13 protein-coding genes are annotated in these 25,239 nt (G+C 72.9%); 3 read left to right on the plus strand and 10 right to left on the minus strand.

The window, feature by feature from the left end; all coding sequences use genetic code 11:
* Window positions 1–6: 6 nt before the first annotated feature.
* Both SNOUR_RS35935 and SNOUR_RS35940 read right to left on the minus strand, forming a co-directional pair.
* Window positions 7–1,728, minus strand: a complete 1,722-nt coding sequence (locus SNOUR_RS35935) for a class I adenylate-forming enzyme family protein (protein WP_067355533.1) — start codon at window positions 1,726–1,728, stop codon at window positions 7–9.
* The gene (locus SNOUR_RS35940; protein ID WP_067355536.1) at window positions 1,725–3,515 is read right to left on the minus strand and encodes a CoA transferase; all 1,791 of its coding nucleotides are present in this window, start codon (window positions 3,513–3,515) and stop codon (window positions 1,725–1,727) included. The genes SNOUR_RS35935 and SNOUR_RS35940 overlap by 4 nt, the downstream gene beginning before the upstream one ends.
* A gap of 125 nt (window positions 3,516–3,640) precedes the next feature.
* Here SNOUR_RS35940 and SNOUR_RS35945 point away from each other — a divergent pair, with 125 nt between their 5' ends.
* Window positions 3,641–4,894, plus strand: a complete 1,254-nt coding sequence (locus SNOUR_RS35945; protein WP_312634782.1) for an acyl-CoA dehydrogenase family protein — start codon at window positions 3,641–3,643, stop codon at window positions 4,892–4,894.
* Here SNOUR_RS35945 and SNOUR_RS35950 read toward each other — a convergent pair.
* Window positions 4,863–5,957: a sugar ABC transporter permease gene (locus SNOUR_RS35950; RefSeq protein ID WP_079143081.1), complete on the minus strand. Its 1,095-nt coding sequence runs from the start codon at window positions 5,955–5,957 to the stop codon at window positions 4,863–4,865. The genes SNOUR_RS35945 and SNOUR_RS35950 overlap by 32 nt on opposite strands.
* A complete protein-coding gene (locus tag SNOUR_RS35955) occupies window positions 5,954–7,198 on the minus strand; it encodes an MFS transporter (protein WP_079143082.1) in 1,245 nt (414 codons plus the stop codon). Before SNOUR_RS35955 ends, SNOUR_RS35950 begins: the two co-directional genes overlap by 4 nt.
* Window positions 7,199–7,427: 229 nt before the next feature.
* On the opposite strand from SNOUR_RS35955, the gene SNOUR_RS35960 reads away from it, so the two are divergent.
* Together SNOUR_RS35960 and SNOUR_RS35965 are read left to right on the plus strand one after the other, a co-directional pair.
* The gene (locus SNOUR_RS35960) at window positions 7,428–8,258 is read left to right on the plus strand and encodes a hypothetical protein (RefSeq protein WP_159425983.1); all 831 of its coding nucleotides are present in this window, start codon (window positions 7,428–7,430) and stop codon (window positions 8,256–8,258) included.
* Window positions 8,259–8,520: 262 nt separating this feature from the next.
* Window positions 8,521–9,174 carry a sigma-70 family RNA polymerase sigma factor gene (locus tag SNOUR_RS35965; RefSeq protein ID WP_067355546.1) on the plus strand — a complete coding sequence of 218 codons (654 nt, stop codon included), beginning with the start codon at window positions 8,521–8,523 and terminating at the stop codon, window positions 9,172–9,174.
* A 205-nt stretch (window positions 9,175–9,379) separates the two neighbouring features.
* Here SNOUR_RS35965 and SNOUR_RS35970 read toward each other — a convergent pair whose 3' ends face one another.
* The 6 genes from SNOUR_RS35970 to SNOUR_RS35995 all read right to left on the minus strand — a co-directional run bounded on the left by SNOUR_RS35970 (window position 9,380) and on the right by SNOUR_RS35995 (window position 25,066).
* Window positions 9,380–11,611 carry a glycosyltransferase family 39 protein gene (locus tag SNOUR_RS35970; RefSeq protein WP_067355550.1) on the minus strand — a complete coding sequence of 744 codons (2,232 nt, stop codon included), beginning with the start codon at window positions 11,609–11,611 and terminating at the stop codon, window positions 9,380–9,382.
* A 258-nt stretch (window positions 11,612–11,869) separates the two neighbouring features.
* Window positions 11,870–12,610 (minus strand): SDR family NAD(P)-dependent oxidoreductase, encoded by a 741-nt coding sequence (locus SNOUR_RS35975; RefSeq protein ID WP_067355553.1) that lies wholly within the window; start codon window positions 12,608–12,610, stop codon window positions 11,870–11,872.
* Window positions 12,611–12,823: 213 nt separating this feature from the next.
* The gene (locus tag SNOUR_RS35980) at window positions 12,824–14,104 is read right to left on the minus strand and encodes a hypothetical protein (RefSeq protein WP_159425984.1); all 1,281 of its coding nucleotides are present in this window, start codon (window positions 14,102–14,104) and stop codon (window positions 12,824–12,826) included.
* A gap of 65 nt (window positions 14,105–14,169) precedes the next feature.
* On the minus strand, window positions 14,170–18,012 hold the full coding sequence (locus SNOUR_RS46585) for a hypothetical protein (protein WP_067355556.1): 3,843 nt from the start codon (window positions 18,010–18,012) through the stop codon (window positions 14,170–14,172).
* 35 nt (window positions 18,013–18,047) lie between these two features.
* Window positions 18,048–20,393 (minus strand): hypothetical protein, encoded by a 2,346-nt coding sequence (locus SNOUR_RS35990; protein WP_067355559.1) that lies wholly within the window; start codon window positions 20,391–20,393, stop codon window positions 18,048–18,050.
* Window positions 20,390–25,066, minus strand: coding sequence for a DUF6603 domain-containing protein (locus tag SNOUR_RS35995; RefSeq protein WP_067355560.1), 4,677 nt, complete (start codon window positions 25,064–25,066; stop codon window positions 20,390–20,392). Before SNOUR_RS35995 ends, SNOUR_RS35990 begins: the two co-directional genes overlap by 4 nt.
* Between the last annotated feature and the right edge of the window lie 173 nt (window positions 25,067–25,239).

Raw genomic sequence — 25,239 nt, forward strand, 5'->3', positions numbered from 1 at the left:
CCGCCGTCAGCCGGCCTGTGCGTGATGCGTGGGGGGACCGGGGGCGGCGAGGCGTGCCCGCAGGGTTGCTCGGTCCGGCTTGCCTGCCGAGGTGAGCGGCAGTTCGTCGTCGATCAGGAGCAGGTGCTCGGGATGCTTGCGGCGTTCCAGCCCGCGTGCGGCGAGGTGGGCGCCCAGGCTTTCCAGGGTGGGGCGGCGCCCGTAGTTCGGCACGACGCAGGCGGCGAGGCGTTCGCCCATGAGCGGGTCGGGGACGCCGAGGCAGATCACATCCCGGACGTCCGGGTGGGCGGAGAGTTCGCCTTCGACTTCGGCGGGGCTGATGTTCGCGCCGCCGCGGATGACGATGTCCTTCAAGCGGCCGACGACGCGAAGAGTGCCGTCGTCGTCCAGGACTCCCAGGTCACCGGTGCGTACCCAGCCGTCGGCGGTGCGGTAGCGCATGTTCAGCTCGGGAGCGCCCACGTAGCACATCGGTGTCATCGGGCCGCGCGCGATGATCTCTCCCGGTTCTCCGGGTTCTCCGGGTTCTCCGGGTTCTCCGGGTTCTCCGGGTTCTCCGGGTTCTGCGGGTTCTGCGGGGCCGGTGCCGGGCAGGGGCGCGATGCGGATCTCACAGACGGCGGGGTCCGGTGTGCCCGCCGTGACCCCAAGGCCAGGGTCGGGCTCCGCGTTCTCGGCCAGGCCGGTGTGGCAGTTGACGCCGTCGGCCGATCCGTAGAGGTTGACCACCGGGCAGTCGAAGGCCCTGCGTGCCTCGTCGCGGGTGTTCGCGTCCAGCGGCGATCCGCCGAGGACAACGGCGGTCAGGCCGGTTGGCGGCCTCGGCTCCTTCGCCAGCGGGTCGAGCATCATGCGGACCATCGTGGGCACGCACAGGACGTGAGTGGGCCGGTGTGCGTGGATCGCCTCCAGCGCGGCGTCGGGTGTGAACCGGTCCAGCAGCACGAGGGTCCCGCCGTGGCGGGCGAGGGTGACCGCGGTTCCCGCGGTCCCGAAGGCGGAGCCCAGCGGGACCAGGAACAGACAACGGGGCGGTAGGCGGTCCGGCAGCAGGGCCGCGAGGGTGTTGCCACGGCCTCCCACCAGCGCGTTGTGGGAGTAGGCGATCATCTTGGGTTCGGCTTCGGTGCCCGAGGAGACCAGGATCCGGGCCGCGGCGTCGGGGTCGGTGCGGGCCGCGGCGAACTCGGTCGTGCCGGTGCGGAGGAGGTCGTCCAGCGACAGGCAGCCCTCCGGGGTGGATCCGGTGCCTGCGGCGATCACTGTGCGCAGGGCGGGTAGTGCGTCGGCGAGCGCGACGAGATCCCCGGCGTGCTCGACGCCGCGCTGCTCCGTCGCGGCGATGACGGCCCGGGCTCCGGAACGGCTCAGCAGCGACCTGACCTCCCGGCTGCCGCGTCCGACGGGGAAGGGAAGGGCGACGGCTCCGAGGGCTGCGGTGGCGAGGTCGGCCGCCACCGCCGGCCAGCCGTTGGGAAGTTGGATGCCCACCACGTCGCCCGGGCACACGCCGGCCGCGGCCAGCCCGGCGGCCAGACATCGCGCCCGGTCGTCCAGCTCCGCGTAGCTGGTCGCGCCCTGTGCGTCGATGACGGCGGTGCGGTGCGGGTCGGTGACGCGGTGGGCCCGGAAGAGCGCGTACAGGTCGAGATCCGGGTAGTGGCCGCTGGTGGCCCAGGAGCGCCGCAGTGCGGTGGGGACCAGGTCGTGGATCCGGGGGGTCACTCGAACCTCCAGGGGGCGGGGACGACGAGGGAGCCGTGGGGGTCACGGGTGAGAGCGCCGCGCAGCCGCGGGTCCGTCGGCAGTGCGGCGAGGTCCGTGGTGACCACGGTGGCGGTCAGGCCCTGGTCGCGCAGGACGGCGACGGCCTCGTGGGAGGAGAGCCGGGCCAGGTGGCCCGACTGGGTGTCGGCGGCTCGGGCGGAGTCGTCCGCCGGGGCTATCCACCTGTCGGCGGTGGGCAGGGGGCGGCGGAAGCCGGCCGGGCGGCGCGCCTCCCGGCCCACGCCGGCGCGGCGGAGCGCGGGTGCGGTGAGTGTCTCGGCGGCGCCGAGCAGAGAGGACTCCACGCGTACGCCGTGTCCGGTGCGTTCCCGCAACAGGAGGGCGGCGAGCACGGCCTCGGCGCCGAGCAGCCCGCCGAGCACGTCGATCAGGGTCATCAGCGACGGGGCGGTCGGCTCGTCGGCGGGCCGTGCCGCCTCCCCGACCCCGGTGCGGGCCTGCACCATGAAGTCGGTGCCGATGGGGGCGCCGGGGAGACGTCCGCCCCAGCCGCTGGTGTGGGCGTGGACGAGGTGGGGGTTGACGGCCGCGAGGCGGTCGGCGCCCAGTCCGAACCGTTCCGCCCTGCCCGGGGCCCAGTTGTGCAGGAAGACGTCGGCGCCGGCGGCCAGCTCGCGCAACTCCGCCTGTCCGATGGGTGACTTGACGTCGATCTGAACGGCGCGCTTGCCCCGGTTGAGGGCCAGCCAGCGGGCCGAGATGTCCGAGCAGCACGGGGGCATGCCGCGCAGTGGATCGCCGCCGGGTGGTTCGACACGGATCACGTCGGCGCCGAGCAAGCCGAGGAGGTGGGCGGCGAGGGGAGCCTGGATGCGGCGGCCCGCTTCCAGCACGGTGAAGCCCGACAGCGGGCGGGCGTCTTCGCACCCCGGGTCCCTCGGTGGCGGTACGTCGATGGACGCCGACGGAGCAAACGTCCATGGTGCGTCGGCGCTCGCCTCGGTGACGCGTTCGGCCAGTGTGTGCAGTCGGCACACCTCGGCCCCCGAGCCGGTGGCGGCCTGCCGGATCCGCGCCCAGGAGGCAGCGCGCGTTGCGGCGTGCAGTTCCTCGGGCAGGGGCGCGCAGGCAGTGGCGTAACGGAACTGGAAGGGGCGCCAGCCGCTGCGGATCGCCTGCTCGGGCGTGCCCAGAATCCGCCAGAACCCGGCCCAGACGGTGGGCTCCAGCGCCTCCAGCTCGAAGCGGGTACCGCACGCGGCGGTGAACGGGGGACCGCCCGGTTCGAGGACGACGGCCTCCGCCTCGGGTGCCGCCGCCGCGGCGATGTACTGGGAGACCGCCAGCAGAGCGGCCCGGTCGGCGCCGCAGGTGACATGGGTGGCACGGCCGCCGCGGACCTGTCCCAGCAGGGCGGCGAGCAGCCCTTGCACGGTGGCCACGGCGGCGCAGGTGGCGGCGTAGTCGACGGCGAGGCCGAGCGGCTGGCCGTCGCGTCGCCCATGGACGTGCATCACCCCTGTGGTCGCCTGCGCGGTGGCCTCGTCGGCGACGTCCGCCTCCGGACACAGGTCCGCCCACACCGTGTCGGCGGTGACCTTGCCCAACTCGGGGCAGTCGACGGCGAGATGGGCCGCATCGCCGGCCGGGGCGGACTCGACGGTCGTCGCACCGAGCGCGCGCAGGTGCCTGAGCGCCGGGTCCGTGAGCGCGGGAGGGCCCACGGCACGGACGGCCGCTTCCGCCAGTGGGCGGATGGCGGTGACAGCGGGAAGATTCCCCATGGCCTTCTCTCAGGTGGTCAAGGACGTATGGGAACCGGAGAGGGGTGCGCACCGACCAACTCCACGGCCAGTTAGTCGGATTGTCGTCTTCATGGGTTCCCGGTGCCCCGAAGGAGGCCGTGCACGTGAGCAACGTCGAACCGAGCGTCATACCCAGTCCGGACCCACCGGATGAAACCGCTCCGCCCGGGCCGCCCGCCGACCCGTCGAACGGGCTGGGCGAGCGCGTGGCCTCGTTCATCCAGCAGCGGGTCATCCCGTACGAACAGACCCTGGAAGCGGGCGGACCGGCTGCCCGAGTCGCCCGGCGCCGACTCCAACACGACGCGAAACAGGCGGGGTTGTGGGGCCTGCCGCTCCCCGTCGAACTCGGTGGCCAGGGGCTCACGCTCTCCCAGTACGCACACCTGGCGGAGGTCGAGGGAGCAAGCGATCACGGCCCGGCCGCTCTCGGGTCGGCACCACTGCTGGACGTGCTGATGCTCTCCCGGCACGCCACCGAGGCCGTGCGGGAACGGTACCTGCGTCGGATCAGCGCCGGCGAACTGCGCATCTGCTTCGCCATGACGGAACCCGACACCCCTGGCACCGATCCCACACTCACCGCGACCCGCGCCACGGCGGACACCGGCGGGACATGGACGGTGCACGGTCGCAAGTGGTTCATCACCGGCGCGGGCGAGGCCGACCTGGTCACCGTACTGGCCCGTACGCGCGGCGGTGCCCCCGAGGCCGACGGGCTCTCCCTGCTGCTCGTGCCGACCACCGCGCCGGGTTTCCGCGTGGTGCGGGAACTGTCCGTGCTCGGCGCCGGAGGGCAGTGGGAGATCGCCCTCGACGACGTCACCGTGCCCTCCGACCACGTGATCGGTCCGCCCGGTCGGGCGCTGGGGATCGCCGGTGAGCGGCTTCGGCTGGGGCGGGTGCTGCGCTGTCTGCGCTGGCTCGGGCAGGCGCAGCGCGCCTTCGACCTGATGTGCCGGCGCGCCCGGTCGCGCACCCAGGCATCCGGCCGGCTCGCCGACCGCCAGCTTGTCCAGCAACTCGTCTTCGACGCCCTGCTCGCCATCCGCACCACCCGACCACTGGTGTACGAAGCCGTCACCCGCCTCGCGGCCGGCGACGACGCCCGGACGGAAACCGGACTGGCCAAGGTCGCCGCCGCACGCATGCTGCAACAGGTCGCCGACGCGGCCATCCAGGTGCACGGCGCGGCAGGGCTCGGCCCCGACACCGTCCTGCCGGGGCTGTTCCGCGCCGGCCGAGCGGCCCGGCTGCTCGACGGTCCCGACGAACTGCACATCGCCGCGGTGGCCCGACGTGCCCTCCGTGACCATGCGGCTATGCCTACACCGCGAACGGCTCCACCGCCCCCATGAACATCGCCAGTCCCAGCGCCAGGAAGAAGTCACCCCAGATCAGCTCGTGCTGCGTGGCGAGTCCCCGCTCGGCGTCGTAGCAACCGTCCAACAAGCCGCCGGTCGTCGACAGGTGCGACGTCGACAACCGGCGCAGGATCTCCCCGGCGCGCCACGACAGTTCGCGGAACGCGCGGTGCCGGCCTGCCGCCCGTGCGAGCGCGGCCAGCTTCAGCGCGGCGACCGCCTCGATCGCGGCCGCTGACGTATCCACCGGACCGGACGGACGGACCCGGCACGCCGGAGGGACCAACGGGGCCTCCCGGCCGAGGCGCAGCGCGACCAGTCGCCGGACCGCCGCCGGTGGGACGCCCGGCTCCCCCTCGCGCGGCGGCACGATGCGGAGCCCGTCCGCGGCCCCCAGCAGCAGCCACGCCACGGTACGGCTCCACCCCGGCACCGGATGCGGATACCCCGTCCAGCCACCACCGGGCCGCGTCCGCCAGGCCGGTCGCGGCGGTTCCTGGGAAAGGCACAGTTCCAGATGGGTCGTCAGATGTCGGTATGCGGCAACTCGGCCTCCACCCGGCACGGTTGCCAGCAGTGGCACCAGCCCCGGCACCCCGTCCGCCCGAGCGAGCATCCTGGGGCCGCCGAAGGCTCCGCCCCACGGCACCAGACCCCGTTCCGGCTCGTAGGCCGCGAGACACGCCCGCGCGGCCCGCGCCCGCAGTTCCGCCGCTCCGCGGTCGCCACCGAGCGCGGCGGCAAGCGCCGTGCCGTACCACAGCACCAGGCCGCGCGCCGCCGTGTCCTGCCCGATCCAGTACTCCAGGCGCCGGGTGCAGTCAGCCGCGAGGGCCTGGTCGCACGGGTCGGACGTGGCCAGCGCGCGCAGCCACAGCAGCCCCGCCCAGCAGCCCCCGGTCCACGAGCCCCGCGCGGTCGTCGTCCACCGGCCGGTACCCGGATCCGCGTGCAACGGGAAACGTTCGCCCACCTCGGCCACCGTCACCCGCACCCGCTCCAGCACCGCTTCCCACGCCCGGACCGCCCAACTCGCCACGCCCACCCTCTCGTTCACGTGCGGGAGCGCTCAGCGACTCGGGCACCCCGCAGCGCCATGGGCAGGGCCACCGCCGCGGCTCCCGCGAACTCCGCCGCCACCAGCAGCCAGCCAGGCCCGTAACCCGCGGCCGAGACCAGTACGCCGAACAGCGGGGGGCCGACGGCGAACCCGGCGAAGAAGCCGGCCGAGACCAGTGCGGAGTCCCGTCCGGCCCGCCCGGGGGCGGCCTGCCGGATCACCAGGACCATCGACACGGCGTTCGCCGCCACCGCGAACGACCCCACCGCCACCGCGGCCACCCACACCAGGACGGGCACCCGGACCGCGGCGCACAACGTCAAGGCGGCGCCCACGGCCCCGGACGCCAGCAGCGCGGGCAGCGCCTCGCCCCGGCCCGGCCGTCCTGCCGTACGCGACCACACCACGCGCCCGCCGATGCCCGCGACCCCGAGCACCGCGACCAGCACCGCGGCCACCGTCGGCGACAGACCCAACCGCTGCGAACCGAAGAGCGCCAAGTATGTGTTGACCGAGGCGATCCCGCAGCCGAGCAGCAAGGAGTGCAGCGCCAGCCTCACCATGACAGCCCGCCGCCACACCGCCGGACGCCCGGCATCGGACACGGTGATCAGGGCTGCCCGGTCGGGTGGCAGTACACCCATGCCCCACGCCGCCGCCACCGCCGCCAGGCAAGCCGCCGTCCACACCGCTTCGCGCCAGCCGATCGCCGTCGCCAGAACGGACAACGGAAGCCCGGCCGCGAAGGCGCCGAACTGCACACCCGACTGCTTCCACCCCGTGACGCCACCGCGCCGCTCGGGCGGAACCCTGGCCAGGATCAGTTTGTTGGTGGCCGGATTGGCCAGGGCCTGCGGGAGGCCGCCGAGCCCGACGGCCGCCAACAGCGCCGCGGTCCCCGACGCGGCCCCGATCAGCGCCAACGAGACGGCCACCAGCAGGAACAGTGCCACCAGACACCGCCGGGGCCCCGCCCTGTCCACCAGCCTGCCCGCGACCGGCGACAGCAGCGCCGCGATACCGAATCCCACCGTCGTGGTGAGCCCCAACTCGGTGCGTGACAGGCCCAGTTCGTGGACGAGGCGTGGCCCGAACGCGCCGATCAGAAAGAGTTGCATCATCGAGAGGGCCATCGCCGCCGTCAGCAACGCGGTGATGGCCGTGCCCGACGCGGACGGCCGGGCCGTGCCACCTCCGGAACTTGATATGTCGGAATCCGTACGCTTTCCGGTCCGCATGCGGCCCTCCCGTCGGTCCGGTCCCGTCGCCGGGATCAGTCCAGTCAGTCGTCCGGTCCGGCCCGTCAGTTCCCGGAGATCCCCCCGGGACGCCGAACCCCTCGATGGCCGCGGTCCCCGGCGGGGAGCCCCGGCGCATGCGGGGCGCACGACGGCGGCGTGAGGGGGCGCGCAGAAGTGCCGCGTCCGCCCTGTCGCCTCCCGTGCAGGCGATGGCACGATTCCGGCCATGAGTCCCGGGCCGGCTTCACGCACCACACGCGCCGCGGTCTTCGCGGCCGTCTGCGTGCCGACGACGGCCCTGGGGCACTCTTTGATGTCCGAGGGAGCCGTCCCCTGGTGGGGCTTGGCCGCGGCGTTCGCCGGCACCTTCGGGGCGGCGTGGCGGCTGACCCGACGCGAGCGCGGCGCACTGTTCGTCGTCGGCGCCACCGTCACCGCCCAGATGGGCCTGCACTTCCTGCTGTCCCTGGCGCAGACGCTGGCGACCGGCCCGCCCGGCGGCCGGTGGCACGGCAGCGCCCGGGCCCGGCACATGGTGTGCGGCGTTTCCGGGCACCAGGGTGCGTGGCACGGCCGGTGGGCAGCGGACCTGCTGCCGCGCCAAGCCGGGCCGGGCATGCCCCTCACCCACGTTTCCCCTCCGCCGCCCCACGACGGTACGAGCACCGCGGGACCCCTGTCTGGTATGGATGCCATGCCCCACGACGGCATGGCACACATGGGCGGCGCCGCGCTGCCGGTGGGCCACCAGTTGAACCAGATGCCGATCGCGCACCCTGGCCACGGTCACCTGGGGATGCTCCTGGCCCATCTTCTCGCCGCGGCGGTGTGCGGGTGGTGGCTCTGGCAGGGTGAGGCCGCCGCGTTCCGGCTCGCCCGCGCCCTGGTCGCCGTGGTCTTCGCACCGCTGGTGCTCGTCCTGGCCGTCCTGCGCCGCACCGGACCGCGCGCCCCGTCCACCACGCCGGCAACCGCCTTTGCTCCACCCCTGTGTGGGGCATTGCTGCAGTACACCCTCTCGCGCCGAGGTCCCCCCGCGATGCCCCGCTGCCACTGACCGATCGTCCCGGCGCACCGTCCCTTGGTGGGTGTCCCCTCATCGGAAGCGACCCGGCGGCGAGCGAAACACCGGCGTGCCCGTTCACCCATCGCCGTCACGCGGCGGGACCAGGACGTGGCATGCCCGCCAGCACCTGACTCTGTAGCCCTGGCGTGCCTGCCGCCGTGCCGTCTTCCGGCCTGCCACGCCTCAGGGGCTACTCATCGACGGGCGTCTGCCCGCACTCGGGCAGCCCCGCAGCCGAGAAGGACACCAGGCGATGACTCCTGCCCACATGGCACACGGCCACCCATCGCGATCAACCAGGAACGACGAGAACGTGACCCGCTGGGCGCTGGACGCCCGCGGCGGAAACCCCGAAGCGGTGGAACGCTTCGTCCGGGCCACCCACCGTGACGTATGGCGGTTCGTGGCCCATCTGAGCTCCGACGTGAACATCGCGGACGACCTGACCCAGGACACCTACCTACGAGCGCTGACCAGCCTGCCGAGGTACGCCGGACGTTCGTGCGCCCGCGTCTGGCTGCTGTCGATCGCCCGGCGGGTGGTGATCGACCGCTACCGGTCCGCCGCCGCCCGCCCGCGCATCGTCAACTCCGTGGACTGGCAGGCGGCGGCGGAACGCGCACAACCCGACGGACTCCCCGAGTTCGACGAGGGCGTGGCGCTGCGCGACCTGCTCGACGCCCTGGACGACACCCGCCGGGAGGCGTTTCTCCTCACTCAGGTGCTCGGACTGCCCTACGGCGACGCCGCGGTGGTGGCGGGCTGCCCCGTCGGCACTGTGCGCTCGCGGGTCGCAAGAGCCCGGGCGGACCTGACCGGTTGGTTGAACGCGGCCGAACGCGACACCACCAGTCCCAGTCGGACCTCCTGGGATCCAACCGGCGAGCCGAGGTACCGGCCCCGCTGAAACCTCTCCGTGCGTGAGAGACGCATGAGCGGGCGGCCGCGCACAACACGCTGAGGGCCGGGCCGGACCCACCATCAGGCCGGGTGGTGCTGACGGGAGGAACAGCACCACCCGGAGGCCACGGGCGCCCTCGATCGGACAGGCGACGCCGCGGGCCCCCGGGTCTTGGGCCGGGCTCTTCGGCCTCGGGGTCGTAGGTACCGCCTCAGCGGCCCGGTCCGCACCGGTAGAGGGTCTGGGCGGCGGCGCTTGCTCGGGCCGGTGCGGTCGTCGGGGGCTGCTGCGCACCGTCGTAGGCCGAGGCGGGCACGCGGGCGCAGACGGACCGCACCCAGTCGGTGATCCGGGTGGCGGGCGTCGCGCCCCGGCCGGTACCGCCGCCGAACATCCCCGCCGTGCCGCGTGCCTGGCCCAACAGGACGTAGCGGACCTTGCCCGCCTCGACCAGCTGCCGGAACCGGACCTCGGTGGGGAAGGGGACCTGGCCGCTGAAGCCGCCCAAGGGAAGGACGTGCGCACCGGTGGCCAGGATGTACGGGGAGGCGCCGCTCCAGCCGTTGGTGGCGAAGACGTACTCGGCCGACCCCTGGTGGGCGGTGGCGAACGCGAGCAACTTGCGCTGTTCGGAGGTCAGTTGGCCGCTGGAATCGCCGAAGCCGCCCTTCAGGTGGCCACTGCCCGGTGACATCGCCGCCCCGTGGCCGCCGTGGTGGGTGCCGGTCGGACCGACCGCGCCCATCCCGGAGCTGCCGTAGGTCGGGTTGAAGACCTGCACCGCCCATGCACCCGGCGCGAGCAGCACCGCAGCGAGCGACGCACCGAGACCGGCCAGGGCGATGCGGCCACCGCATCGCGTGCCGCTCGGGCGGGCGAGGACCAACAGGACGACGGCGATCAGCGCCAGTGCACCCATGGCCGGCACCAACCACGGCAGGAACGAGGGGAACTCGCCGGCGAGGCAGGCGCCCCAGACCACCGTCGCGGCGACCGCGCCGGGGAGCACCCATCCGCGGCGACCGCCGGCCCGGTACGCGCCCCACAGCAAGGAGAGGCCGCCGCCGGCCAGCGCGGCGAGCGGCACCGCGATCACGCCCATGTAGTACGTGTGGCCGCCGACGCTGCCCGCGCTGAAGACCAGGAAGTACGTGGTCAGCCAGGTGCCCCAGAGGACGAAGCCCGTGCGGATCCGGTCCGTGCGGGGCCGGCCCCGGCGCCAGAGCAGGCCGCAGACGATGGCGACGGCGGCGAGCGGGTAGAGCCAGCCGGTCTGCGACGCCAGCGACGGGCCGAACATCTTCGACCAGCCGTCCTGGCCGCGATCGCCGCCCCCGCCGAAGCCGCCGGGCCCGCCGCCGTGGGACGGGACGGACGGGTGGCCGGCACCCGCCGACCGGCCGAGGTGCCCGCCGGACGCGCCGCCGCCGTCGGCCCGGTGCGGTTGCCGGGCGCCGCCGCCCGGGACGCCCGTGCCGGCATGCGTCCGGGCGCCGTACGACGCACCACCGTGATCCGCATCCTGGCCGCCGCCGTGGCCCCCGCCTCCGCGGGTCGCGCTGATGCTGCCGGTGGAGGCGGCGCTGATCCCCAGGGACGAGAAGCGGTTCAGGAAGTTGTAGCCAACCACCATGCTGAACGCGGAGTTGTTCGTGGTGCCGTCGACATACGGCCGGTCCTTGGCCGGGGTGAGGGCGACGACCACCATCCACGAGGCGGAGACGGCGACCATCACCACCGTGGAGATCCCGAGCCGCACCAGCCGCTTCCGCAGGGGGACCGGTGCCGAGAGCAGATACACCGCGGCGAGCGCGGGAAGGACCACCCACGCCTCCAGCATCTTCGACTGGAACCCGATGCCGACCCAGACACCGGCCATCACCAGTGGGCGCAACCGGCCGGCCTCCGCCGCACGTTGGGTGGCCTCTGCCGCGAGCAGCACGCACAAGGTGAACAACGGGTCCTCGACGGCAGTGCGGAAAAGCCCCACCGCCACCGGCGTCACGAGGAACGCGACGCTCGCGATCAGTGCCGCATTGTCACCCGCCCAACGGCGCACCACCCGGTACAGCACCAGCAGGCTCGCCACCCCCTCCATTACCTGAGGGAGCGTCAACGCCCAGGGGTGGAAACCGAATATCCGGGCGGAAATCGCCTGCGGCCAGAGGAATCCCGGCAGTTTGTCGAGGGTGATGGAATTGCCTGGGTCGAAGGAACCGTAGAAGAACGCCTGCCAACTCTGCGTCATACTGCGCACGGCGTTCGCATAGAAGGTGTGGTAATGGCTGTGGTTGATCCCCCACGCGTAGAGCACGACGGCGAGCAGGGCGATGACGAGCAACGCCGGACGCGCGTAGGCCGGCTGACCCACCGGAGATCGCCAGGGCGCGCGACGGGCGGCGCCGCCGGTGGGAGCGGTTCTGTCGAGGACTGTCGTAGCCATGCGCAGAAGTCTTCGGCATGTTCGGGGCCCGTTGCGTCGCAGTCCGCCGTTTCAAGGAATTTCTCACCGGATACGGGGGATTTCTTTACCGACCTGATTTCGCCTTTAATCCGTGCGGCACGATTCATTACCAGCGCCGGACGCCACGCGGGAACGCCGCACGCCCCGGCGAGCAGGGCGACACCGCCGAGGCGGGACATCGGCTCCCGGTGGACGTCCCGGGCCCGGACGGGCGGCGCCGCGTGAGCGGGTGGCCTCTCAGGTCAGGTTCAGTCCGCCGTCGAGCACGACGACCTCGCCGGTGAGATAGGTGTTGGCGATCAGCGACGCCACCAGGTCGGCCACGTCGGCGGGCCGGGCCGGACGGCGCATGGGCGCGCGGTCCCGCCACAGCTCGTGCGCCTGCGCCCAGTCCTTCGTCATCGGGGTGTCCACCAGCCCCGGGGCCACCGCGTTGACCCGCACCTCGGGCCCGAGCGCGGCCGCGAGCAGCCGGGTCACGTGATTGAGCGCGGCCTTGCTCGCCGCGTACGGGACCGACGAGCCCTTCGGGCGCACCCCGGCGTGGCTGGTGACGTTCACGATGCTGCCGCCCACGGGGGACCGGCGCAGCGCCGGAAGTGCCGCTGTGCACAGCACCCATGGCGCGATCAGGTTGACCTCCAGCAGCCGGCGCCAGTCCGCGGGTGTCGCCGCGGCCAGGTCGTCGTGCGGGATCGGCCAGCTGATGCCCGCGTTGTTCACCAGCACATCCAGTCGCCCGTACCGGTCGAGCGCCGCCTCGACCAGCCCCCGGGCCTCCTCCTCCACCGCCAGGTCCGCCCGCAGGTACGTCCCACCGAGCTCCGCCGCCAGCGCCTCCCCGGCCTCCGCACTGCGCCGCGAGTGCACGACGACTCGCATCCCGTCCGCCGCCAGCCTCCGCGCGACGGCCTCTCCGATCCCCGACGTGGACCCGGTGACCAGGGCGACGGGCCGATCTGCCTGTTCGATACTCATACCCACGGATCCTGCCACGGCTCTCCGGAGACAGGTCTGCTGGTGACAGCGTTCCACTACCCAGGAGACGGCTGTTGAGCCGTGACCGCTTGCGGGAGGCGGGGGCGACCAATGGATCGAGCAGCAGGAGTGCGTGGAGGCCGCCGCCATCGTCCGATGGCGGCGGAGAGCTGATACGCGGACCCGTTCTGTCGGGCGCGCGACAGACCGAGGTCAGTCGATGGTGATCCTGGCGTACCTGTGCCCGGTCCAGCCGTTCTCGTCGCCGCGGTGGTGGCGGCCGACCATGACCTTGCCCGCAGGAGCCTCCCGGTCGCCGGCCTGACTCTCTTTCCACTCCTTGTCCCATTCCGCGTCAGGCGTCACCTTCACGGTGACGCCGGACAGGGCACCCGTCACGTTGAGTCCGGCTACCGTCGTTTGTCCTGTGACTCGGAGTGTGCCTCCCACCGCGGCATTTCCGGTGGCCGCGAGCGTGTTCACCGTCGTTTGTCCGGTGACGCCGAGCGTGCCCGCCACCGTTGCGTTCTCGGTTGCCGCGAGTGCGCTCACGGTGGTTTGTCCGGTGACTCCGAGTGTGCCTCCCACCGTCGTGTTCCCGGTGGTCGCGAGTGCGCTCACCGTCGTTTGTCCGGTGACCCCGAAGGCGCCCTCCACCGTCGCATTGCCCGTCGTTGTCAGAGAGGCCAGGGTCTGGTCCGCTACGCACACCGTGAGGTGGTCCCACCGTGTCACGAACCCGCCGACCGGCGTCGGTGTCACGGTCTTCAGTGCGAGTGCGGTGTCCCGCAACACCGTGTCCCGTCCCACCTGATACATGCTTCCGCCCGCGATCGAGGGATCGTCGATCCGCAGACCGTTCATATACAGTTCGTGGCTGTCGCCGGGCGCGTGGTGCCACTCCAGCCTCACCGGGGCCCCCGCGTTGATCAGGGTCGCCGGCGGGCCGCCCTGTTCTTTGAGGGCGACGAGCGCCCGTCCGACACCTGGCGACGGGTTGGCTCCGCTGCGGAACGGGTATTTCGCGACGTCGAGCGTCGCGGTGTTCGGTGTTTCCGGAATCGTGTCCCCGGTGGTCGCCCATTCTTCGATCCCGATCCGGGCGATACCGGTCTTGTCGCTGACCAGGATGTTGCTCAGCGTGATGTACAGGCCGTCGACGGTGACTTCACTGGTCCCGTCCCGCGGCACTACTTCGAACCGCACCTTCGAACCGGACGCGTCACCACTGTTCTCCCGCCCTGACGGGAACACCGCTGTCTCGGCCGTCGGCACGGCGACCAGAACGTCCGGCTGCGGACTGACGATCGTCCATCCGGATTCCGGCTCGACGTACGGCGCGATGCCCTCGCCGGTCAGCGCGAGGTCCTGGGCGAGCGAACCCACGGGCAGCACGACGGCGATGCGGCTGCACCTCACAGGCATAGAACCGCTGTTGGAGATGACCAGGTCGATGGACGCGTAGGAGTTCTCGTCCTCCTGCCCCGCCTCCACGGCAGGGGGGCTGACGGTCAGCGGGGCGGGGACGGTCGTCAGGGCGTAGCTGAGCACGCAGTCGGTCATCGGGGCTCTCCTTCGGGCTGATCGCCGTGGTCGGCGCTGTGCGTGGGCCGTAGGGTGAGGCGGCCGGAACGGAGGGTCGGGGTGGGGCGCGGGTGGTGGGGTTCACCGTCGGAGGCGTATGTGGTGGCCGTGCTCGTGTCGGTCGTCTCGTTCTGCACCCAGGTCCATGTGCCGTGCCGGTCGGAGGGGCGCGGCAGGACGAGTGCGGGCGGCTCCCCGGGCCGTCCGGAACGCGCCCCCGCCGGGTCCGGTACGTACTCGCTCACCGGCAGCGGCCCCAGTCGGAAGGACACCGGGAGTTCGGCCAGTGGCGGCTCGACGAGCCGTGCGGGCAGCCGGACTTCGGCGGTGGGCAGGATCTCCGTCGTGGCGTGCACCGTGCCGCGCGGGTCGGCGATCAGGGTCAGGAACGCGGCGTCCCGGTCGTCCGGGTCGCTGCCCGGTGGCCGAGCCGGGAGTGTCAGTGCGGCGCCTGTGCCGATGGGGTCGAAGTAGTCCCGTGCCCCGTCGGGGAGTTCGGCCGCCCCCAGGACCGTGTGCAGGACGCGGTAGTCCGTGTCGTGGTGCTCGCCGTGGAAGTAGCCCACGAGTCCGTCCGCCAGCTCGTTGCGTTCGCCGAGCCGCACCGGCCACCGGTAGCCGGGGTACGCCGGTCCTTCCGGGGCGCGCAGGTTCTTCCACGACGGGTCCGGGTACGGCGGCCCGTCGAGGTCGATTCCGAAACGTACGCGCATCAGTGCCAGCGGCCGGCCGACGAGCACGCTCGGGGTGTGCGGGGGCGTGGCGTCCCCAATCGGCGTGGTGGTGGACAGGGTGCGGTCGATGACGGTGAGGAGGGAGCGGAGTGCCGCCGGCCCCCGGTCGGGGGCGACCAGTGCGCTCAGGAAGCGGTGCAGGTGCGGGAATTCCTCGCTCAGGTCGTCGATCTCGTGGTGCCGGGAGTACGGCAGTGCGTGCCAGGTCACTTGCGGGTTCCCGCTGGGCGGAAGGGTGGTGCGCAGCTCGCCGAGCGGGGTGCCGTCCGGTCCGTAGGCGTACAGGGCCTGGTCGAGGTGCCCCGGGACCAGCCATGCGGACACCGGGGTGGTGTCGGGGGCACTCGCGGTGGCGAGCGGGTTGAGGTCGTCGAGGGCGTCCAGGAGGGTGAAGCCGGCCCGGGCCGGCTGGGTCAGGCGCGGCGTGAGCTGGGCGAAGCGGTACCAGGTGGACGGGTTGATGGTCCAGTGGCCGCCTCTCGCATCCTGGGGGTCCTTCCAGGAGGGAGTCAGCTCCTGGGGAAGCTCCGGCGCGAAACGCCGCGCGGGCACGCCGACGCCGATGACGTCACCGGGCTCGTTGCCCGGTGGGAACCGCAGGGCGAGCGGATCCGGGAAGATCGCGGGCAGGGCGTGGCCGAAGCGGTCGATGACGGCCAGCCGCGCGAAGGCGAACTGCCCGGCCCGCAGCGACTGGTAGAGGCTTTCGTTCCAGCCGATGAACGGGCGGGGGAGGGCACCGGGGTTGGGTGGCAGGGTGCGGCCCATCGCCTCGGTGAGCGCGGTGCGCAGGTCGGGCGGCAGGTCGGAGTGGGGGTCGAGAGCGGCCGGGGCGGAGGCGCGGGCGGCGAGCAGTTCGGTGAAGCCGGCGAGGGGTTGGGAGAACCAGTCGGCGTCGTCCTCGACCTGCCGGGCGAGGGCCCGCAGCGCGGCGGCTGCCGGTCCCGGGTGGGTACGGGCGTACTGGCGCAGCGCCGCCGCCGTGGTCTCGCCGGCGGTCGGGGCGAGGAACTGGCGGCCGCTGAGGACGCGGGGGATCGCGTGGGCGCCGGTACCGAGCCAGTGGTAATCGGTGCCGTCGAAGCTCCAGTTGTCGCGGTCGCCGTGACTGCCGTCCGGCTCGCCCCGCCACTCGATGGGGAAGTGGTCGACCTTCCACTCGAAGAACAGGGGCTGCCAGGGCTGCCGCCATTGCGCGGTGTATTCCCCCGGGGTGCCGACGGCGTTCACGTGCGGTGTGCGCATGGCGTCGGCGAGTGCCGTCACGTCGCCGGTGAAGCCGGTGGCCGTCGCGAGCGTGCGGGCGTTGGCGGAGGCGAGGTGCAGCAGCTCGCGCAGCAGGGCCGACAGCACACCGGACAGACCGTCGGGGGACGGGAGGTTCGGCGGCTTGGGGGTCTGCGCGTCGGTCGCGGAGACCTGGTTCCCCGCCACCCGCACACCGGAGACGAGGGCGTCCGGCCAGCGGCAGGCCAGCGGCGGGTCCTCGTCCTGCTCGGAATCCTCGTACGCGCCCTCGCGCACGGCGTACGGGTCATCGGGGGCCGAGCCCTCGGGTTCCGGCGGGACGGGCCGGTCCTTCGTTCCCCGGATGACCACGACGGGATCGTTGGGCCGGTGGAAGCCGGGCAGGACCGCACGCTTGAGGACGACCTCGTCCTCCGGGAGTCCATGGTCGCGCTGGTACCGGCCGATGTCGGTGGTGAGTTGGTCGGGGGTGTCGCCCCAGGGAACCGCGCCACGCAGCCTCGCCACCACGTCGCGCTGGTCCTTGGCCGCCTCGGTCGCGTCCTGGAGGCGATCGGCGAGGTCCTCGCGGTACTTCCCGGCCGGCTCCCCCGGCGCGTCCGGCACCTTCGGCAGGTTGGTCGCCCACCACAGGTCGTACAGCCGACGCTGGGCGGCGACGAGGTCCCGCACGGCGGCGTCGTGCGCGGCCTGGTCCTCGTTGAGCTTGGCGAGGACCTCGGCGTACGCGGCGCGTACGGCCCGGGGCCGACGGCGCCTTCCCTCCGGGGCGGCGGGCTGCTCGGCGTCCTCCAGAACCCAGCTGTAACCGCCGGGCTCCGGCGTGAACCACGAGGCGTGCACGGCGCGTTCGGCCTGGAACTGGCCGTCGGGCTCTTCGAGCAGGTCGAGCACGCCCGAGTGCACGGCCGACAGCAGCGCGGCCAGCTCGGGCGGGGAGCCGGCCCGGCGGGCGGCGTACTCCTTGAGGGCCTTGGTGGCGTGCTCGGTGTTGTTGCCGACGGCGACGGTGACGTAGTCGGGCCGGTCGGAGGCGGGCATGCCACTACCCCGGCGCTGCCACTGCACGTCGAGGGCGGTGCCGTGGCAGACGGTCCGAGCCGCGTCGGGCACCGGGCCCGTGGCGGTCCATTCGAGGGCAGCCATGCGCGCGGCGAGGTCCCCGGCGAGCGGATCCGCGGCCGGGTCGCTGTACCAGCCGGCGACCAGGTAGCTGAGCTGGTAGGCGGTGTCCGGATCGAGGTCGTCCGTACGGTCGTGGACGGAGAACACATCGGTGTTGTACGGCTGGTAGGCGGCGAAGGTCGGCAGGCCCGGGCCGACGGCGGTCAGGAACAGGCCGTCCGGCGTACCGGGTTCGCGCCACGCGCCGTCGGCGAGGTCGATGCGGCGGCCGATGCGGGTGAGGCGGCCCTCGCGGTCCAGGTAGGTGCTGGAGCCCTGAGCGGGGTCCAGGTAGTCGCTCTCGACGATCCAGCCGGTGTCGGTGCGCGCGCCGGAGAGGGTGGCGACGGCCTGGCGGACGACGAGCCAGCGGTTGGGCACGAGCGGGAAGACCGGCACGCCGTCGCCCTGCTCGTCCACGCCGTGGGTGAGGGCCTGAGGCAACTGCCAGTGCAGGTAGACGCCCTCGCGATCGGGGTCGGCGTTGAAGGCCGTGTCGGTGTTGGAGAACGCGGGCGGTTCCGGGGACAGATCGAGCCGGGTGAGGGCGTAGTTGGCCTGCCAGCGCTGGAAGACCTCGGCGGAGCGCACGCGCTCGTTGACGGTGAGCGCCTCGATCTGCAGGGGGACGACGAGGGGCTGTGGGTCCGGTGCCGCAGGAGGGAGCGTCACGGCGCTGTCCTGTCCTTCCTTCGGGGGGCTCGCGGTCATCGGGCCGAGCCGCGGGTGATGAGCTGACGGCGGGGCGCGTTGACGAGCTGCACGGCGAGCCCGGCGGGGCCGAACTCGGCTGCGGCCTGCTGGCCGAGTTCGGTGAGCCGGTCGCCGAGTCTGCGCAGCAGCCCGTCTGCCGCGTCGGGGCGCAGATCGAGGACGGCGCGCCGTCCGGCGGGGTCGGGGCGCAGGTGGGCGTCGAGTCCGTCGGCGCCCACGGGGTTCGGGAACGACTCGCCGTCGATCTGCCGGGCCACATTCGGCGCGTCGACGTGCCGCAGGTCGATCACCCGGCGTGCGTCCGGGCTGAGGTCGATGCCGAAGGAGAGTCCCTCGGGCGGCTCGGCCAGCTCGACCTCGTCGGGTACCTGCTCGAACAGGACGAGGAGGACGTCGGGCCCGAGGACGTCCTGCCGTAGCACGGCGATGGGCCGACGGTCGCCGCCATGGCCCCGGTACGGGCGGACGAGCAGCCCCGGGCACTCCTGCACCAGCGCGGACCGGATGACCACACCCGCGCGGGGAGTCGGCCCCTGGTCGTCGCCGCGTGCCCAGGGCGCGGCGAGGCGGGCCAGGGCGGCGTCGGTCTCGCCGGTGATGGCGATGCCGGCGGCACCGGAGACGAGTGCGGTGAGCCAGCCCTGGTCCACGTAGAACACGCGCAACGACTCGCCGGGTAGCGCACGCTCGTCGGGGACGAGGTCGGCGAAGGGGACGTTGTGCAGCAGGCGCAGCCGACGCAGCCACTCGCTGATCGGGGCGGCGGCGTCGGCGAGTTGAGCGGTGAGGGCGGCGCGGAGCGGGGCCGGGGGATCGGCGAGCAGTTCGGCGGTGCGCGCGGCCCGCCCGGCCCCGCGCCGCCCGGCGGCGGGGGTGCGGGGGAAGGGCTCGGGCGGTGGTGTGTGGCGGGGCGCGGCGGGGTGGGTGCCCGCGCGCAGGAGACGGGCGGCGGTGCCGTTGGCGGCGAGCTCTTCGAGGAGGGTGCCGAAGGGGCGGGGCGTCAGGGCGCGGGCCGCCACCTCGGCCGATCCCGCCACGTCCAGTCCCACCGCGGCCACACGCTGTGCCAGCACCGCGGCGCGGGAACGGGCTCTGGCGTACCACGCGGTCAGCATCGCGGCGAAGTCGGCGTCCGCGAGGGCCAGCGCGCGGCCCAGGGTCCAGGCCGCGCCCCAGCCCGCGTCGAACAGGCCCCACGCCTTCTCGTACGCCATCAGCTGCGCGGCGCTCGTCCAGCCGGACGCGGGCGGGGCCGGCAACGGCTGCGCGGGCTCGGCCGTGAGCGGGCCCCGATACCAGGCGTAGCCGCGCTCACCGGTCTCCAGGCCGTACGCCAGCGGCACCCGGCCCGAGACCAGCCGTGCGCGGGCCGCGGCGTATGCGGCAGGGTCGGCGCCGGCGGGCGGCTCGGCCGACGGCACGGGGGCGCGCAACAACAGGTCGCGTTCCTCGCCGCGCTCGTCGAAGAGGAAGTGTCGCACCCGGCCCGGGAACCCGCCGCCGGACGCCGGCCGGCTGGTGAAGGACCAACTGTGCAGCGCGGCGAGGCGGATGCGCACACCGGAGTTCAGGCGCCCGGCATCGGCGTCGGCGAGGATGGACCGGCAGCCCTCCAGAGCGACGAGGTGCGCGGCGTAGCGCACCTCGCGCTCGCGGTCGGGCAGCCGGTTGGCGAGCACGACCGCGTACGCGCCCTCGGCGAGCTGTTCTCCGCGCAGCCCGGTGTCCGTGCGCACGTCACGGACGTGGATCAGGTGCCGCAGCTCCGCGGTGCGCGGCACGAGCGTGGTGAAGACGTCACCGGGGATCTCGACGGTGCGGCAGAGCGCGGTCGGGTCGCCCTCGATCTGTGCGGGCGCGATGCGCGGGTGGCGTACGCCGTCCGCGTCGGTGAGGAGTTCCTCCGCCGTCATGGGCCGGGTCAGGGCCATGGATTCGGGGTCGTCGGGCAGCTCGCCCTGCGCGAACAGCAGGAGGGCGAGCCACGGTTCCTCGGGCGCTTCGGCGAGGGCGGCACCGGACTCGTCCAGGCGGCGCAGCCACGGCAGGAGCGGGTCGGCGAAGGTGAGGTGCGCGAGGGTCGAGGAGTGGTCGGATCGGGCCTCGTGCGTCGGATTGACGGCATGCACGTGCTCGTCGGCGAGCGCGAACTGCGGGGCGCGGACCTCGAAGGTCTCCTCGACGGGCGTCAGGTAGTCACCGGTGTTCACACCGGGCAGGGTTTGACCGGCCCGGAGCCGGTAGAGCCCGGCGTTGATCGCCGGTTCGCGGTTGTCCTGGAAGCGCAGGACGAAGCCGGGATCGGCGGCCGTCGAGAAATCGCGGCGCTGGTCCGTCATCGGGCGTCCCCTTCCGGGGCGGAGGTGGCGAACACGGTGTAGAGGGCGGCGGAGGCGACGGTGCCGGGCGGCAGCTGCCATTGCTCGACCACGACGGGCGCGTTGTCGTGGATCTCGACGACGGTGACGGTCGCGTCGTCGCGGACGACGAACGCGCGGGCGGCGTCCGGAGCGAAGGTGATCGACAACGGGCCGGCGTCGAGCGGGAGTTCACCGAGGAGGGTGCCGCCGCTGACGACGGATACGGCGGACGCGTGCAGGACCCAGGCACGGTTGGCGGGGTCGACGGCGAGCGCACGGGGCTCGGGGCCGACGGCGACATCGTGTTCGGCGACTGTGACGGGCGGCGAGCCCCAGCGCTCGTAGAGCGTGACCACCTGTCCGGTGTCACCGGCCTTTCGCAGCACGACGGCCCGACGGCGCGAGTTGGTCAGCATGGCAAGCGCGGTGCCGCGCGCCGGGAAGTTGTGCGGCGTGTAGGAGGTTCCGGGCGTCGGCACCGGCATCACCTGCACCTGGCCGTTGCTGCCGGCCGCCGCGCCGTAGACGTACACCCGCCCCGGCTCCCCAGGGGTGACGAACGTCGGCGTCGCGGGCCCGAAGACCACGCCGAGTCGCGCGCCCGTCGAGGTGTCGTAGGTGACGGTCTTGCTGCCGTCGTTGGCGTTGACGTACAGGCGCCCCGCCTCGACGTCGACCGCGATGCCGCCGAACGCCCCGACATCCTGCTGAGCCACGTCCGTACGCACGGGCTCGGCGCCCCCGGCCAGCTCGACGGACGAGGCCGCGATACGGGCCGGACGGGCCACCACCGCCCGCGAGTCGTCCCGATTGACCGCGAGCACCGTCGGCCTTCCGGCCAGCTCGATGCCGGTGCGCGGCGCGCGTACCTGCTGGGCGACGAGGTCGATGACCGCGAGCTGCCGGGGATCGGATCCGGCCGCGTACAGCGTCGCTCCGGACGCCGAGGTCACGGCCAGGTACGGCCCCTGCTGCCCGACCGGCACCCGTCCGACGACGGTCGCCGTGTCCGGGTCGACGGACAGGACGGCCCCGGTGGTGTCGTCCAGGACCAGCACGACGCGGCCGGGAGCCGGCGGCACGGGATCATCCGTGAGCAGCAGCGGATCCGCGTCGAGTCCGGCGGTACGGGCCTGCTCGGCGTAGTCGCCGACCGTGCCGTTGGGCAGCGGGAGGTCGGGGCGGAGCCCGTCGAGGACGCCGTGCATGCGGGTGCGGGCCGAGCCCGCCGCGAGGCCGGCGATCTGCTCGGCGAGGACGGCCACGCCCGCGCCGAGCGGTTCGGCGAGTTCGACGGGTGAGCCGGTCGGGTCGGCGTTCGGATCGAGTGGCAGCGCGGCGTCGGGGTGGAGCTTCTCCCAGGCCAGGTCGCGTTCGGCGATCGGGCCGAGATCCTGGCCGTTGACCCGGGGCGGGGGAACGGTGACGCGCAGCCCGGTGAGGTGGTCGAGCAACGGATCCTCGCCCAGGACCTTGTTCTGGGGGACGTCGGGGTCACCCCACAGTGCGAAGGGAACGTTCCCGCGCTCGGTCTCGATCCGCCACTTGTCGTCGTTGGGCAGGGAGCGCCAGGAGGCGACCTGCCGGCGGCGGGTGTCGCTGTACTCGACGGTGACGTGGAGCAGCCCGTCGATGCCCTTCTCCTTCATGGGCCGGATGTCGACGGTGCGGTTGCCCGCCGGGTCCCGGTCGTTGAACCGGGTCCGGGACGTGGGCACGACGGACGAGACCGAGAAGGAGAAGCCCGCCGGGTCGGCCAGCCACGGCTCCTCACCGGCCTTGATACGGGCGGCCCGGAGTACGGGGTCGGCGTCGGGGTCGGTGAGCAGCCCGGTGAGCGGGTGCGCGGTGAGCGGGGCGTGCGGCGGCAGCAGTTGGGCACGGAACTCGTCCCAGGTGAGTGCGACCGGACCGGACAGCCGGGCGCCGAACGTGACGGTGACCTTGATGAAGACGAACTTCGCCGTGACCGTGCCGCCCGTGGGCGGCCCCCACAGGTCGAGGGAGGCGCCGATCTCGCCGCTGAGGGTGAACAGCAGCTTGACGCGGGCGCCGACGCGGACGGAGATCCCGGCACAGAAGTGCAGGGGCGCCCACTGGACGAGCAGGTTGGCCCGCGCGGTCAGCCACGCCTCGACGTTGCCGGCCTTGAAGCGCACGTCCAGCGAACCGCCGGCCATCACGGCGTTGGGGGTGAGCGCGAAGTAGGCGCCGCCGCTGACGGTGACGGTGGAGCCGACGGACCAGGTGAAGCCGAGGCGGGGAACGACCGGGAAGTAGTCGGGCCTGGTCTTCTCGTAGTCGGGGTGGTAGCCGCCGACGGTGAGGACGAAGTTCCCGGCGTGCGGGCTCGGCCCGAACCAGGAGTAGAAGGCGAAACCGCCGGTGAGCGCGCAGGACGGGTCGATGACGTAGGAGTCCACGAGCTGGGCGGTGGCCGCGAGTTCGCCGCGGGCGGACTGGTAGACGATCCGCAGGTCGACGCCGACACGCGCGTACTTCTTCGCGCCCTTCTTCGGGAAGCTCGCGCTGGCTCTTCCGATCAGCGCGAGGGTGAGATCACGGCCGGCCTCCAGGAGCAGCAGGACACGCGCCTGCACGAACTCGAAGGAGGTGAAGTCGATGCCGCCGGCCAGCCAGATCTGCCCTTCGGTGGGGCCGACCCAGGGGTTGGCCCCGCCGGTGAGCAGGGGGAGCGCGGTGAGCGGGTCGTCGGGGAGCCCGCCGTCCAGGCCGGACACCAGCGGGAACTGGGCGATCTCCGTCTGCTCCGGTACGCGGACGCTGCTGTGGTAGCCGAAGCCGAGGGCGAAGCCGGTCACGCGGAACGGCGGCGGCCCGCCGAACGTGCCCGAGAGCCTGCCGAAGGCGAAGAACGAGGCCATGCCGTCGCCGCGGCGCTGGTACGCGCCGAGCGCGAGCGCTCCGAACCTGGGCATCTCGACGACGAGCAGGCCCTCGACCAGGATCGTGTAACCGTCGGGCGGGGGCTGGCGGTTGACGAGGGCACCGGCGATGTGCAGCGGGTTGCGGCGCAGGTCGACGGAGAGCCCCTGGAAGCGGGGTTCGGCGCGCATGGTGTCGAGGTCGAGGGCGATGCCGAGACCGAGGACCCCCAGAGTGAACCCGGCGGCGCCCATGCTCGCGTCGAACATCACCAGTACCTTGCCGGAGTCGCAGCCGGCGCCGATGCGCCGCAGGTGCAGGGGCCCGAAGGAGCGGCCGATGTCGACCCAGGCGGCGGACTCCGGGCCGCCGCTGCCGTCCCGTACGGCGAGCTGCTGCTGCCCGCTTCCACCGAAGGAGACCGCGAGGGGGTCCTGCGCCTCGCCCGCGATCTCGTACGGGAGGGTGAGCACCACACCTTTGGGCAGTCCGGTCCCGGAGTCGGGCAGCTTGCCGCCGGTCCAGCCGGTGGCGTCGAGGTCGGCGTTGACCTGCTGGACCTGGGCGGTGGACAACGCGCCGCTGGTGGCCAGGAACTGGACGCCGGTGATGCCGACGTCCGCGCCCGGCGGGATCCGGTCGCCGACGAGGGGGAGTTGGGACAGCTTGGTGGGCTTGAGGTCGGAGATGTTCGCGGCGACGAGCAGCACGAGGGCACGCGGGATGCCGGGCACGGACGCGACGACGATGCCACCCCCGGCTTCGGTGGTGGCGGACAGCAGCAGCCGCCCGGCGGTGGTGTCGTAGCGCAGGCCGATGGAGGCGAGCGTGGGGAGCAGACCCGGGGGCACGCCGGGCGGGATCGACAGCCCGACGGCCCCGGCGAGTTCGCGGGACGTGATGCCGGGGGTGCCGGTCCAGCGGGCGGTGAGGGTACGGCCGGTGGGATCGCTGGCGTAGTCGATGGTGAACTCAAGGACGCGCGGGTCGCCCTGCTGCCGGGGAATCGCCAGAAACAGGGTGGCGCCGTAGGTCGCGTCGTAGCCGGAGCCGGAGCTCCGCCGCAGATCAACCCGCACGACGAGGTCGGCCGTGACATCCCCCAGGGGAAACCGGACCTCGGCCTCCACCTCGAACCGCTGGTTGCGGATGTCGTAGCCCAGTGACAGCCGTTCGACGGCGACGTCCCTGAGAAGGGCCGGCGGATCGGCTCCGAAGAGCCGGAACAGGGCACCGATGACCTGCCACTGGGTACCAGGCGCGGGTTCCACGGTGAACGCGTAACGGGAGCTCGTCGCGTCGAAGTCGAGTTCGCAGGTGATGAGGAGCTGCTGCCCGTCCGTGACATCGAGCCGGGCCTCGGCGACCAACGACCGTACCGCTGCGGTGTCCAGGGAGCGGATCTCGTATGCCAGGCCGAGGTCCCTGAGCCCGAGGCCGCTCAAGAACCCCAGCACCGGGTGCCCGTTCAGGGACAGGCCGACGCGCACTCCGGCTATGGCGTCGGTGCCGTCCGCGGCGAGGAAGCGGATTGCTGCGGTAGGGGAGTCCGGATCGACCGTCCCCCTCAGCGTCAGCTGCTCCGGATCGGGATCGAGCTCGGTGAACTCCGATCCCACGGCGAACCAATCGCTCAAGGCGTAATCGATGTTCACGGAATTCTTGAGGTCACCCAGATCATCCGGGAGGCCGTCGGGAAGTTTCAGCTCCTGGCCAGGAGAAAGGCCGCTGAGCCAGGCTTTCATCTCTTCCACGGTCATCGCCATGGATACTCACCTTTCAGCCGCCGACCGAGCCGCGGGAGCAATTGCCGAGAGCAAAGGACATCGACCGGCCGGACGCTACCCCCTTCGAAACTCGACCTGCCACCCTGGCCATGCATTTCCGGACATCGACTCAATGGAAAGTCCCACTGGACCACCGGGCCCATCGGTGCTAG

The organism is Streptomyces noursei ATCC 11455, assembly GCF_001704275.1.
GTDB classification, from domain to species: domain Bacteria; phylum Actinomycetota; class Actinomycetes; order Streptomycetales; family Streptomycetaceae; genus Streptomyces; species Streptomyces noursei.

What these genes read in the sequence shown, in the direction of transcription:
- SNOUR_RS35970 (WP_067355550.1), bottom strand. Translation starts at nt 11,611, where the DNA reads ATGGCTACGACAGTCCTCGACAGAACCGCTCCCACCGGCGGCGCCGCC.
- SNOUR_RS35960 (WP_159425983.1), top strand. Translation starts at nt 7,428, where the DNA reads ATGAGTCCCGGGCCGGCTTCACGCACCACACGCGCCGCGGTCTTCGCG.
- SNOUR_RS35975 (WP_067355553.1), bottom strand. Translation starts at nt 12,610, where the DNA reads ATGAGTATCGAACAGGCAGATCGGCCCGTCGCCCTGGTCACCGGGTCC.
- SNOUR_RS35965 (WP_067355546.1), top strand. Translation starts at nt 8,521, where the DNA reads ATGACTCCTGCCCACATGGCACACGGCCACCCATCGCGATCAACCAGG.
- SNOUR_RS35995 (WP_067355560.1), bottom strand. Translation starts at nt 25,066, where the DNA reads ATGGCGATGACCGTGGAAGAGATGAAAGCCTGGCTCAGCGGCCTTTCT.
- SNOUR_RS35990 (WP_067355559.1), bottom strand. Translation starts at nt 20,393, where the DNA reads ATGACGGACCAGCGCCGCGATTTCTCGACGGCCGCCGATCCCGGCTTC.
- SNOUR_RS35940 (WP_067355536.1), bottom strand. Translation starts at nt 3,515, where the DNA reads ATGGGGAATCTTCCCGCTGTCACCGCCATCCGCCCACTGGCGGAAGCG.
- SNOUR_RS35955 (WP_079143082.1), bottom strand. Translation starts at nt 7,198, where the DNA reads ATGCGGACCGGAAAGCGTACGGATTCCGACATATCAAGTTCCGGAGGT.